This window comes from Bacillus sp. FSL K6-2861, assembly GCF_038630725.1.
Classification (GTDB): Bacteria; Bacillota; Bacilli; order Bacillales; family Bacillaceae; genus Bacillus; species Bacillus velezensis.
The window spans coordinates 1432361-1445270 of sequence record NZ_CP152037.1 but is presented as its reverse complement, the minus strand read 5'-3'; the positions used below and the strand labels follow the sequence as shown (position 1 = coordinate 1445270).

12 protein-coding genes are annotated in these 12910 nt (G+C 44.5%); 4 read left to right on the top strand and 8 right to left on the bottom strand.

Going from position 1 to position 12910, the window contains the following annotated elements:
* Nucleotides 1–15: 15 nt before the first annotated feature.
* Together fabD and NYE62_RS07380 are read right to left on the bottom strand one after the other, a co-directional pair.
* The gene (fabD, locus tag NYE62_RS07385) at nucleotides 16–2322 is read right to left on the bottom strand and encodes an ACP S-malonyltransferase (protein ID WP_342497332.1); all 2307 of its coding nucleotides are present in this window, start codon (nucleotides 2320–2322) and stop codon (nucleotides 16–18) included.
* Nucleotides 2323–2778: 456 nt separating this feature from the next.
* Complete coding sequence (locus tag NYE62_RS07380; RefSeq protein WP_032865273.1) at nucleotides 2779–3417, bottom strand: YkyA family protein; 639 nt, start codon at nucleotides 3415–3417, stop codon at nucleotides 2779–2781.
* 244 nt (nucleotides 3418–3661) lie between these two features.
* Here NYE62_RS07380 and NYE62_RS07375 point away from each other — a divergent pair, with 244 nt between their 5' ends.
* Together NYE62_RS07375 and def are read left to right on the top strand one after the other, a co-directional pair.
* Nucleotides 3662–3841 carry a YjcZ family sporulation protein gene (locus NYE62_RS07375; RefSeq protein ID WP_007409651.1) on the top strand — a complete coding sequence of 60 codons (180 nt, stop codon included), beginning with the start codon at nucleotides 3662–3664 and terminating at the stop codon, nucleotides 3839–3841.
* A gap of 111 nt (nucleotides 3842–3952) precedes the next feature.
* Nucleotides 3953–4507, top strand: coding sequence for a peptide deformylase (gene def / locus NYE62_RS07370; RefSeq protein ID WP_003154544.1), 555 nt, complete (start codon nucleotides 3953–3955; stop codon nucleotides 4505–4507).
* A gap of 34 nt (nucleotides 4508–4541) precedes the next feature.
* Here def and NYE62_RS07365 read toward each other — a convergent pair whose 3' ends face one another.
* Complete coding sequence (locus NYE62_RS07365; RefSeq protein WP_342497331.1) at nucleotides 4542–5315, bottom strand: Cof-type HAD-IIB family hydrolase; 774 nt, start codon at nucleotides 5313–5315, stop codon at nucleotides 4542–4544.
* 354 nt (nucleotides 5316–5669) lie between these two features.
* On the opposite strand from NYE62_RS07365, the gene NYE62_RS07360 reads away from it, so the two are divergent.
* Both NYE62_RS07360 and rnjA read left to right on the top strand, forming a co-directional pair.
* Nucleotides 5670–5879, top strand: a complete 210-nt coding sequence (locus NYE62_RS07360) for a DNA-dependent RNA polymerase subunit epsilon (RefSeq protein ID WP_003154548.1) — start codon at nucleotides 5670–5672, stop codon at nucleotides 5877–5879.
* 5 nt (nucleotides 5880–5884) lie between these two features.
* On the top strand, nucleotides 5885–7552 hold the full coding sequence (gene rnjA, locus NYE62_RS07355) for a ribonuclease J1 (RefSeq protein WP_003154550.1): 1668 nt from the start codon (nucleotides 5885–5887) through the stop codon (nucleotides 7550–7552).
* Nucleotides 7553–7584: 32 nt separating this feature from the next.
* On the opposite strand, the gene ade is transcribed toward rnjA, so the two are convergent.
* The 5 genes from ade to NYE62_RS07330 form a co-directional block, all read right to left on the bottom strand.
* Entirely contained in the window at nucleotides 7585–9318 is a 1734-nt protein-coding gene (ade, locus tag NYE62_RS07350) for an adenine deaminase (RefSeq protein ID WP_342497330.1), read from the bottom strand.
* A 148-nt stretch (nucleotides 9319–9466) separates the two neighbouring features.
* Nucleotides 9467–10132, bottom strand: a complete 666-nt coding sequence (gene ktrC / locus NYE62_RS07345; RefSeq protein WP_003154554.1) for a Ktr system potassium transporter KtrC — start codon at nucleotides 10130–10132, stop codon at nucleotides 9467–9469.
* 40 nt (nucleotides 10133–10172) lie between these two features.
* Entirely contained in the window at nucleotides 10173–11000 is an 828-nt protein-coding gene (locus NYE62_RS07340) for a gamma-glutamylcyclotransferase family protein (RefSeq protein ID WP_064115430.1), read from the bottom strand.
* 1 nt (nucleotide 11001) lies between these two features.
* Nucleotides 11002–12306 (bottom strand): ATP-binding protein, encoded by a 1305-nt coding sequence (locus NYE62_RS07335; RefSeq protein ID WP_007409646.1) that lies wholly within the window; start codon nucleotides 12304–12306, stop codon nucleotides 11002–11004.
* 172 nt (nucleotides 12307–12478) lie between these two features.
* Nucleotides 12479–12763, bottom strand: a complete 285-nt coding sequence (locus NYE62_RS07330; protein ID WP_003154557.1) for an AbrB/MazE/SpoVT family DNA-binding domain-containing protein — start codon at nucleotides 12761–12763, stop codon at nucleotides 12479–12481.
* Between the last annotated feature and the right edge of the window lie 147 nt (nucleotides 12764–12910).

The window sequence follows — 12910 nt, the reverse complement described above, 5'->3', positions numbered from 1 at the left end:
CCACCCGCTCCTTCTTTAGTGTAGAAATAACGTATTCAATCTGCGCCTTAGCAGACTTTCGGTCTCATTCATCAATTTTTCACCAATGTCATCGACATGTCTGTTTCTCCATGATTCCAAATCCGTGCCCTTTACCCAATGATTAAAAGCGCCTAAAGACGGGCCGCAATGAACTTGGAAATTCACCTTTTGTTCTTCCTGCCCTTCCAAAGCAAGCAGACATCCTCTCTGCAAATACCACTTAAATAGTAACAGCATCTTATATTTTTGATTGCGCTCAGCTTTTTGGGCCAGGTTCGGCTGTTTTTCTATTAAGCTTTCGTAGATTTCATCAACAGTCTTGTTAAAATAATCGTTTTCGAGCTGAATCTTTGTCTTTTCATCTATCTCACTCAAAGACTCATATTGTAGGTAGATTTGAAATAATTTATTTGCCCTGACCGGAAACAGCGTGCCCTTTTTCAGCACCTGCACCTTTGTTCCGAACTCAAACAGAGTCTCCGAAGGCGCATAAGCAGTATCGCATATTCCTGTCTCACTCAGCATTTCTTTAACAAAACCGCTTGTTTCGGCTTCAACTGTACATTGATTAATGGATCCCGTCATAATAAAATCAGCGCCCATTAAAAAAGCAGACGCGGCAGACTCGGGAGTCCCGATTCCTCCCGCAGCCCCGATCCTTATCTTCCTTGCGTATTTGTGTGTTTCCATCATTTCATCCCGCAGGTTAACAAAAAACGGCAGCATCGCTGTCAATGAGCCCTGTTCAGTATTACTTCCGCAATCTGCTTCAATAATGATATCGTCTGCTGCCGGAATACGGCTGAGCCACTCCGCCTGCTCTTCCGTCAGCATACCGTGCTGACACATTCTCTTTACGATACTTGGAGGAGGCGGACTCAGAAATGCGGCCGCAACTTCCGGCCGTGAAACTTTGGCAATGATCCGATTATGAGGTATGACCCTGCCGCTTTTGTCTATCTTCAACTGATGCGCTTTGTAATAAATTAATGGTGCGCTGACGGAAAAATACGAAGACGCTTCTATTACTCGTACGTCATGCTTGATATATAAATCTATCAATTCCTTTTCTCTATCTTGATGATCCGGCTCAAATCGCAGATTCATTCCGTAGGGCTGGCCATTTTTGAGTGTCTTCTTAATAGAAATAAGGGCCTGTTCAATTTCCCTTATAGGTAAACCCGCTGTCCCAAAGAACCCCAGCATTCCTTTCTTCCCGAGGCGGATCAGCATTTCAGCGGAAGAGATCCCTCTATGCATCGCACCTGCCAAATACGCGTATGTCAAACCGTAATCTTCTTTGAAAGATTGATCACCCAATCGGGACACCGGTGAAGCTGCACCGCTCTCTATATTTTCGGCCAAGAGGCTATGCTCTTTCCCGCTTTCCGAATTGTCCGTGTTCCCTTCAGAAAAAAAGAGACTGTCTTCCGGCGCACTGATAGTAAGCGGTTCTTCATCTCTTTGTATGGTTTGAATTAATTTAGTCAAAATGTTTCCGGGACCGATCTCTTCAAACAGAGTGACGCCTTGTCCCATTAGATACCTGATGCTTTCAGTCCATTTTACCGAGTTTGTTATTTGTTCAATTAAATTCCGTTTGATATCTTCTTGTTTATAAGGTCTTGCCGTATAGTTGGAAATGACCGGGAAATTCAATTCAGAAAAATGAAACTCCTCGATAAATTCCGCAAATTCACGCTGTGCACTTTCCATGAAACGAGAATGAAAAGCTCCGCCGACTTGCAATACGATATAAGCTTTCGCCCCTTCTTTTTCAAAAAAAGAGGCTGCCCGCTTTATCTCTTCTGCAGCCCCTGCTATCACAATTTGTGAAGATGTATTGTAATTGGCGATATCTATTTGGCCGAGTTCATACTTTTGAAGTATTTTTTTTATGTGATGCTCATCCAGTCCGATCACGGCAGCCATTCCGCCCTCGGAAGCCTCACTCATTAACTCGCCTCTTTTAGCAACCAGCCGGAGACCTGTTTCAAAATTAAAAACGCCGGCCGCAAAAAGCGCAGTATATTCACCCAGACTATGTCCTGCAACAGCATCAGGGCGTGTATGACCTTCTTTTAAACCCTTTAAATATTGCAGTGCGCTCACTGTATAAATTGCAGGCTGTGTATACTTCGTATCAGTCAGCCTTTCTTTTTCATCTGAAAGGCATAAATCCTTTATGGAGTATCCTAAAATATGATCTGCCTTTTTAATGAGCTCACTGAATTCATCGAATAAGTCTCTGCCCATTCCTTTAAACTGCGCTCCCTGTCCGGGAAAGACATAAGCAAGCATTTGTTTTCCTCCTGTTCCGTATTTCTGCCGTTTCTTTTCGTTCCGATTTTGATTAACGTTTTTCACTTCAATTTTAAAATTGTCGTTTACTCTCAGCACCCTTACTTAATAAGCATTACGAAGCAAAATAAAAAAACCTTTATGCCGGATAAAGGTTTAAAAGCAAAAAGCATGTACAAATATCATATCGCCGTAAATATAAATAGATTTAATTTTCTGATAATTAAAACCGCATTTTCATTCTGTTTTATATATATCAATATAATAAAAACATTCCAACGTGCCGAAACAACGATTGGTTTTATGTGAATATTTCCCTAAATAAATACTATACCATGATTTACTTGTTGTCAATGGGAAACACAAGTATATACCAATTCTTCAGCCGCCTTTTTACAGGCGGCTGAACTCGGTTGTTATCAGTTCATCAGCCCATGCCGATATGCCTTCACTATACTATTTGCGGAATAATAGTTCTTTCTCTTTGTTGTAGTCTTTAGTAAATTGATTGAACTCATCTGCTTGTTTATGCACCTTTTCGTAAACTGAGTTTACTTTGCTGATTTGCTCTTCCAGCTGCGCTAATGTGAGCTTTTTATCTTTAATCAGTTTATAAAGGTCCTTATCAAGTGAAATGGCTTTTTCGTACTTTTTGTACAAAAGATCATAAGATGCATACCTTTTCTCCATTAAAGCGACAGCATGCCCGGCTTTTTCTTTTACTTTCTTATCCTTTATTTCTTGAGAAGTTTTTTTTGCGGATTCAAACGCTTTTTTTGAATCATCAATACTGTCTTTTTCTGCTTTCAGATGTTTTTTTCGCTGATTTGCATTGCTCAGAGCCTGATCAGACAGTGTGACAATTTTCTGGTAATCATCCATATTCAGTTTAACCGCGCTGTCGTATAGCTTATGCTCTTTTTTCTCCAATTTTTCTAATGTTTTCTGCTCTTTTTGAAACGGTTTTTCCGCTTGAACGGCTTTTTCCATCGAGTCATGAAGCGATTCAACTGGATCTTTTCCCCCGCAGCCGGCAAGAAGCATACTTGCGGCGCCGAGCGCTCCGATTCCTGCTAATACCTTTTTTTGAATCATATTCACTTAAAATCCCCCAATCTTGACAATTTCCACTATAGAAGCCCGAACGCTTTTTGACAATAGCTGAGCTGTAATTGGCATGACCGTGTAAAGACGCTTACGGTGCTTTCAAAGAATACTTGCGTAAAAAATTGAGAAAACAGGGCGGATGACCATACATCTTTTTGGCTTTTACATAGTTTATAGTAGACGCCGGCCCTGCTGACAGAGGGTCAGCGTAATTAAAAGAGGAGGTTTTTTTATGTACGGATATGGATTTGGCGGCGGATTTGGCGGCGGTTGTTGCGGCGGCGGATATGGTTATGGCGGCGGTTACGGTTACGGCTGCGGCGGCGGATACGGCCGCACATTCGCATTAATCGTCGTATTGTTTATCTTATTAATCATCGTCGGTGCCGCTTATTTAGGCTGCGGCTGCTGACATTATACACCATGACATCGGCCGGCCTGCTATGGCCGGCCAATTGTTTCATTGCGCCGCGATAAAGAAATTCGCTATAATTTACATATTAAGCTTTAGGAGTGAAGTTTCTTGATTACTATGGAAAATATTGTACGAGACGGACATCCCGCGCTCAGAGAGATCGCTGAAGAGGTTCAGCTTCCCGCTTCTGACGAAGAAAAACAGCATCTTGCTGATATGATTGAGTTTGTGAAAAACAGCCAAAATCCTGAATTAGCCGAGAAATACAAGCTTCGTCCGGGCGTCGGTCTTGCCGCTCCCCAAACAGACGTAAAAAAACGGATGATCGCCGTCCATGCAGAAGATGCGAAAGGCACTTTATACAGCTATGCTCTTTTTAACCCTAAGATCGTCAGCCACTCAGTGGAAAAAAGCTACTTGACGAGCGGAGAAGGCTGCCTGTCGGTAGACGAACCCATTCCCGGCTATGTGCCGCGCTACGCCCGCATCCGCGTAAAGGCGGTGACGCTTGAAGGAGAACAGATTGACATCCGCCTCAAAGGTTTTCCGGCCATCGTGTTTCAGCACGAAATCGATCATCTGAACGGCGTGATGTTTTACGACCATATTGATAAAGAAAATCCGTTCAAAGAACCTGAAAACGCCATTGCCATTGACCGTTAAAAATAACCGGCACTTCCCAAAGTGCCGGTTTTCTTTATTTCAAAAGGCCCAGTTCTTTGACGGCCCAGCTGATTCCTTCCTCATCCACCGGCTTTGTGACGAAATCAGCGGCAGCTTTTAATTCCGGAACCGCATTTCCCATCGCCACCCCGGTGCCGACAAAACGGATCATCTCAAGATCATTTAGTCCGTCGCCGAATGCATAAGTGTCACTTACGCCGTACGGAAGCCGCTCAAGCACTCTTTTAATGCCTTCCGCTTTTGAACCGCCTTTCGGAAGCACATCCGTTGACAATTCATGCCAGCGGACATAATCAAACTCCGGAAAAGCGGCATATGCTTTTTCTTCATGTCCGCGGCAGAATAAAAGCAGCTGATAAATTTCTTTTCCTTTATAAATAGTTTCATCAACTTCGGGATAAGGCGCTTTCAGACTGCCGATTCCTTCCGAGACGTGCGGATGTCCGGGGACGGTCGTTTTCATCGTGTCTTCCGCCATAAATACGACGGGGTGCTCCCCTTCTGCCGCCTGCTTTAATAAACGCACAACCGCATCTTCAGGAAGCGGATTTTTATAAATGACCTCACCTTCAAATACGACATACTGGCCGTTGTATGAAATAAATGATTCAATCTCAAGCTCTTCCAGAATCGGTTTTACCATAAACGGGGACCTTCCGCTGGCGATAAAAACGTGATGGCCAGCCTCTTTAAGCGCCGTCACGGCGTTTCTTGCGCTATCGGGAATATGTTTATCATGGTCATAGATCGTGCCGTCAATATCAAAAAAGATCAATTTTGGTTTCATGTCAATTTCTCCTTTTTCCCGTTTATCAGTCGTGTCTTTTTCAATATCATCATACAGAAAGTTTTTCTTCCGGAAAACCGCCTTGATGAAATTCCAGTTTTACCCACGAAAACAAATTCATTTTTTCCGCATACTACTGCTATAAAGGGCTTTAAAGGAGGTATACGATGCTGCGCCGATTACGGAAGAAACTCAGAAGACAGTGGGGCGGAATGCTCCGGAAAAAAGTCATCGCGTAGAAGGGATCTTTCGGTTTTTGAAAGTCCCTTTTTTGCTCGAGACTTTCCTTATAATCCGTTTTCGAATATAATAGAATAAGCGAGTCTAACATACGGCATTTAAGGAGAGATTTGGATGATTTATAAGGTATTTTATCAAGAGAAGGCTGACGAAGTACCTGTTCGGGAAAAAACAGATTCACTTTACATTGAGGGCGTTTCAGAACGGGACGTCAGAACGAAACTGAAAGATCAGAAATACAACATTGAATTTGTTCAGCCTGTGGACGGTGCTTTTTTAGAATATGAGAAGCAGAGCGAAAATTTTAAAGTATTGGAGTTATGAGCGGAATGAAATTTGTAAAAAATGACCAGACTGCCGTTTTCGCCCTCGGCGGATTGGGCGAGATCGGGAAAAATACGTACGGGGTGCAGTTTCAGGATGAAATTGTACTGATTGATGCGGGAATCAAGTTCCCGGAAGATGAACTTCTCGGCATTGATTACGTAATCCCCGATTACACGTATTTAGTAAAAAATGAAGATAAAATTAAAGGTCTGTTTATCACCCACGGTCACGAAGACCATATCGGCGGTATTCCGTACCTGCTCAGACAAGTAAATATTCCCGTTTACGGCGGTAAACTCGCGATCGGCTTACTTCGGAATAAACTTGAAGAGCACGGGCTGTTAAGACAGACCAAATTAAACATCATCGGTGAAGACGACATCGTGAAGTTCCGCAAGACGTCTGTATCCTTCTTCAGAACGACACACAGCATTCCGGATTCATACGGAATCGTCGTCAAAACACCGCCGGGCAATATCGTACATACCGGGGACTTTAAGTTCGATTTCACACCGGTAGGCGAACCGGCAAACTTGACAAAGATGGCTGAAATCGGGAAAGAAGGCGTTTTGTGCCTGCTTTCTGACAGTACAAACAGTGAGGTTCCTGATTTCACCATGTCAGAACGCCGCGTAGGCGAAAGCATTCACGATATTTTCCGAAAAGTGGACGGCAGAATTATATTTGCGACATTCGCTTCGAATATACACCGTCTTCAGCAGGTGATTGAAGCAGCCGTTTTAAACGGCAGAAAAGTTGCCGTATTCGGACGCAGTATGGAATCGGCTATTGAAATCGGACAAAATCTCGGTTACATTACCTGTCCTAAAAATACGTTTATTGAGCATAACGAAATCAATCGTATGCCTGCCAATAAGGTAACGATTTTATGTACGGGAAGCCAAGGTGAACCGATGGCGGCGTTATCACGTATCGCTAACGGGACGCACCGGCAGATTTCCATTAATCCCGGAGATACGGTCGTCTTTTCTTCCTCTCCGATTCCCGGAAACACAATCAGCGTAAGCCGCACCATCAACCAGCTGTACCGTGCGGGCGCAGAAGTCATTCACGGTTCATTGAATGACATTCATACATCCGGACACGGCGGACAGGAAGAGCAGAAATTAATGCTCCGCCTGATCAAACCGAAGTTCTTTATGCCGATTCACGGTGAGTACAGAATGCAGAAAATGCACGTCAAACTCGCGACTGATTGCGGCATACCCGAAGAAAACTGCTTTATCATGGATAATGGCGAAGTGCTGGCCCTCAAAGGCGAAGAAGCCGCTGTGGCAGGCAAAATTCCGTCCGGCTCCGTTTACATTGACGGAAGCGGAATCGGTGATATCGGCAATATCGTGCTCCGCGACCGCCGCATTCTTTCAGAAGAAGGCCTTGTTATCGTTGTTGTCAGCATCAATATGGACGACTTTAAGGTTTCGGCGGGGCCTGATTTAATCTCAAGAGGTTTTGTATACATGAGAGAATCCGGTGATTTGATCAATGACGCGCAGCAGCTGATTTCGAACCATCTGGAGAAAGTAATGGATCGGAAAACAACGCAGTGGTCCGAAATTAAAAACGAAATTACCGATACACTTGCTCCGTTCCTATACGAAAAAACAAAACGCCGCCCGATGATCCTTCCGATCATTATGGAGGTCTAAAAAAAACTGCACTCGTAATGAGTGCAGTTTTTTTATTGCAGCGGAATATGCTGAAAGGCTTTGACATCAAACAGACCGGCTGCTGTCATTTTAATATCCGGAATCACCGGAAGCGCTAAAAACGATAATGTGAGAAACGGATTGAAATCACCGGTGAATCCGAGCAGAGGAAGCTTTTCATGAAGCACGCCCAAGCTGTCATTGACCCATTCCGCCGACTTATCAGACAAAAGCCCGGCGATCGGAAGCGGAACGGAGTGAAGCAATTCTCCGTTTTTCACGGCTGTTAATCCTCCTCCGGTGTCACGGAGCCTGTTGATTGCTTTTGCCAAATCGGCATCGTTTGTACCGACGGCGATGATATTATGGGAATCGTGAGAAATGGTTGTGGCGATGGCGCCTTCTTTTAACCCGAACCCTTGTACAATCCCGAGTCCTATCATTTTTTCGCCGCTGTGCCGCTCTGTGACGGCGATTTTTAATAAATCATTTTCTGTATCAGGACAAAACGCGTCAGCAGACGGTGCAGGCACTTCTTTTTTTCTCGTCTCCAAATGATTCGGTATCATTTCGATTACTTTCATTTTCCTGCCCTCATGAATCGGCATATAAAAATCAGATTCAGTCAGCGGCGATCTCAGCCGCACTGTATCCAACAACGCCTGGTCCGGCGAATAGGAACCGGCAGACTGTTCATAAACCGTGCGTCCGTTCTCGGCAACGGTCCGGCCGGCGACCATGGTCTTCGTGACGGCAGCCTCCCGTACATCTGAAATGAACAGCAGATCTGCGTCAAAACCCGGCGCTACCGCCCCTTTTGTTTCAAGGCCGTAGCACTCAGCCGCATTTAAGCTGGCGAGCTGATACGCAAGGAATGGATCAAGTCCCGCCTTTATCGCCATTTTGACTTGGTGGTTCACACTTCCTTCTGAAAGCAGATCATCTACATGCTTATCATCCGTACAAAAGAAAAAGCGCCGCGCGTTTTTTTCATTCACCGCCGGCAGCACATTGAGCGTATTTTTTGCCACCGATCCTTCGCGCAGCATGACGTACATTCCCCGTCTGATTCTGTCCAGCGCTTCTTCTTTTGTCGTCACTTCATGATCATTTGACACCATTGCGGTTCTGTATATATTGATGATATCTGAAGACAGTCCGGCTAAATGCCCGTCGATCCGTTTTCCGTGACGCTTGGCATCAAGCAGTTTCTGAAGCATATCCTCTTCACCTTCCGCAACAGATACATAATCCATTACTTCCGCAAGCCCGAGCACCTCTTTCTCCTGATAAAAAGGCTTTAAATCCTCGGCTTTTAATACGGCTCCTGAGCGTTCAAAGCTAGCGGCGGGAACACAGGAAGGAAGCATGAAACGGATGTTCAGCGGCGCCTTTTTCGCCTGCTCTATCATAAAAGAAATGCCTTTTGCTCCGGAAACGTTCGCAATTTCGTGAGGATCAGTAATGACAGTAGTCACTCCGTGTGGGAGGACGGTTTTAGCAAATTCAATCGGAGTAACCATAGAGGACTCGATATGAACATGTCCGTCAATAAACCCCGGAACGATCATTTGACCTTCTGCATCAATGACTTCTTCCCCTTCATATTCGCCCAGCCCGACGATCACTCCGCCCGTAATGGCGATATCTGCAGAAATCCATTCCTGGTTAAATACATCCATGATGTTTCCGTTTTTAATGACGGTATCGGCTTTTTGTCTGCCGGCTGATGCGTTCAGCCGTTCAGCCAGTGTTTCTTTGTTCAAAATGAGGCCTCCTCTTTTTCTTTATATGGTACAATATGCTATCGGATCGCCTGATCATAGTCAATAAAAATTGCAGAATATACCGCTAACATGATAAATGTCTTTCTATTCTGACATAATAAAAGACCGTCCTTTTACGGACGGCTTTTCACTTTGTATGAAGCACTCTTTTTTCAAATCGGGAAATGTCCGTAAGAGAGCCGATAACGATGAGAATATCTTCTTTTTGGATCATTTCAGTCGCCAGCGGAGATACGATCACTTCTTTTTCTCTCTTGATGGCCACGATATTAATGCCGTACTTCGCCCGGATGTCCAGATCAAGCAGTGTGTTGCCCGCAAGCCTGCTGTTGGCCACGATCTCCACAATGCTGTGTTCGTCGGACAGCTCCAAATAATCAAGCACATTATTTGATACGATGTTGTGGGCGATGCGTTTTGCCATGTCACGTTCAGGGTGGACGATGTGATCGGCCCCGATTTTCGCAAGCACTTTCTCATGATAATCGTTCTGCGCTTTAACCGTGATCGTGTTCACGCCGAGTTCCTTTAAGATCAGCGTCGTTAAAATGCTCGCCTGTATATTTTCGCCGATTGCCACAATGACGTGGTCAAAGTTGCGCAGCCCTAAGTTTTTCAGCACCGATTCATCGGTTGAATCGCCAATGACCGCGTGTGATGCGATTTTGGCGTATTCATTTACTTTATCTTCATCAATATCCATCGCCATGACCTCAAGGCCTTCTTCACTTAATGCTTTGCAAATACTTCCGCCGAAGCGTCCGAGACCGATAACGGCAAACTCTTTTCTCATAACAGTACTCCTTTAAACAATATCTCTAATAGGAATAGTATCACATTTTCGGCAATGAGTTCATATAGCGTTTAAGCTTTTCTGAAAAGGCGGGCGATAAATACAGATCCAATCCGCGTTCGATTTCTTCCTGATAGTGACCCGGAGGCGCAATTTCCTCAGCTTTATCAAGAACGAGAAACGTCAGGACGCCTCTGTATACACGGCCGCCGGCACACACTTCTATGAACGCGGGACGGTATGTGTGGTTATCAACACCTTCTCTTTTGTACAGATAGGTTGCCGCTTCAAACGGGAGCTTGTACAGCACGCCTTCAGTTCGTCCCCCGTCTTCAACAAGATCGGCTCTGGAACCGTCAGGACGCCTTAACGTGAATCTCGTCGAATACCCTTCAACAACCGCCCCTCCGACCGGCTCGGCAAAAAAGTGGTCGACCCCCGCCTGTTTAAACCGGGCATTGTCCATACAGGAGCCGTATGCGAAATAATAAACCGGACTGTCATCCTCCCGTTTCATAAAACGGTATTCTTTCCAGTCTCCGCTTTTGATACGGCTGAATGAGGCACACTGGTCGGGCTTTACGACATATGCGAAGGCGGTTTTATTCCCGGCATCCGTCGTCACGGCAACCTCTTTTCGATCAAAATCAGCATAATACGCATCCAGCTTACGGATCATCTGATGATCTGTTTCATACAATTCCCCGTACACAAAAGCTGTTTCTGCTAAAGACGCCGCAGGCTGACCTTTATCCGTTTCGTACAGCACGCCGTTTATCGCAGCCTGCTCGCACACACACGGAGCGCCTTTCAGCAGTTCATGGTTTTCTTCACGCTTCCGTAACAAACCGTATACAAAAAGAAGCAAGTTATTTTTCCTCCTTTTGGACAGCAGCCGCTTCTAACGGCAGAATCACCTGAAACGTACTGCCTTCTCCATTTTTGCTCTTAATGTTAAGTTTACCATTATGCTCCTTCAGAATTCGTAAACAAATCGGAAGCCCGAGACCCGTTCCCTGATCTTTTGTTGAGAAAAACGGTTTCCCGATGTTTTCAAGCTTTTCTTTCGACATGCCGTTTCCTTCATCCTGTATGCTGATCACCGCGTATTCTTCATCCCGTTTTGTATAAATATGAATATTCCCGCCGTCAGGCATCGCTTCAATCGCATTTTTAATAATATTGATAAATACCTGTTTCAGCTGGTTTTCGTCACCGTTGACCATACAGGACTCAGTCTGCCTGAAATCCTTCTCAATCACAGTGTTCGACAGCACCGCGTTCGTGTCAAGAAGCGTCGCCACCTGCCGTAAAATATGGTTGAGATGATGAGCGGTAAACGTCACGGTCTGCGGCTTGGCGAGCAGAAGCAGCTCCCCCAGCACGAGATCAATCCTTTTAATCTCCGAAAAAATAATATCAAAATAATCCGTTCTTTCCGGGTACTGGGCTTTCATCAGCTGGAGAAAGCCGCTGACTGACGTTAAAGGATTTCTTACTTCATGGGCGATTCCTGCCGCAAGCTCCCCGGCAATGGCCAGCTTTTGAGATTGCATGGCGAGGCGTTCGTTCGTTTCCAGAAGCTCATCGACAGCTTTTTTCCGTTCACTGATATCAGACATCGTCCCCAGGCTTCCGACAAATTTCTGTCTGCGGTCATAATACAGCTTATAATGGACTTCTCCCCAAAAGATCGAGCCGTCTCTTTTAATATATTTGGCCGTAAACATTCCTGACGGGGACTGCTGCTTAATTTGGGAGATAATATAATCAATGATATGTTTTTCTTTTATAAAATAATCATTATACATCGTGCCCATACATTCGCTGATGGAGTGGCCCGTAATCGCCGTCCAGGCCTGATTCAAATATGTAATATTCCCTTGTGCATCCGTCTGAAAAACGATTTCCTGCAGATTGTCCATGATCCGGTTTTTCTCATCTGAAAGCGCCTTTGCTTTCTGCTCGCTGTCCTTCAGCTCCGCCAGCAGCTGCTTTTTATTATCCACATAATAAGCCAGCAGCCAGACGCTGATTAATGTGACGGCGGTAAAGGTGATGTCAACGGGCCAGTTAATCGGATTCCGTTCAATCATATAAAATAAATAATCCCAAAACATAATAAAAATCATTGCCAAGATTAAGGAAATGATACGCGCTTGATATTTTCCCATAGTCCCACCTGCCGCTAGCATTTCTACATATATTGTAACATTGTTGACTGCATTATTGACTAAAAAATGATAACTATTCCCAATTAATTGAGCAGGTTCGCTTACTTTTCCCGTGAGTTTTTGCACAAGTTCATAATAAAAGGACGGAATGATGCTCCGCCCTTTTTGCTGATTATGATCTATCTTTTAACGCTTCCTCGATTTCCTCAAGCAGCATTTTCGCTCCTTCAGGACTTAAAATAATTTTGCCGTTGCCGTACTCCTGATTTTCGGGAGTAATTTCTCCCGTCATTAAGCAAATGCCGTGCGGCTTGTATTTTTTCAAGACAATTTTGTCTCCGTCAACGAAAAATTCAATACTATCTTTAATAGCGATATCCAATGCTCTTCTCAATTCAATCGGCATGACAATACGCCCGAGTTCGTCTACTTTTCTTACTACACCAATTGATTTCATAGAAATCCCCTACTTCCTTTAATGTCTCTTCTTTATGTCCAAGGAAAATCCTTCATAAACGTAGACGAAAGGAACGGAGCAAAAGTTTCTCAGCATCCGGAACTGAATGTTTTTTTACAAAAGAAAATCCTTTTGAAATATGGGATA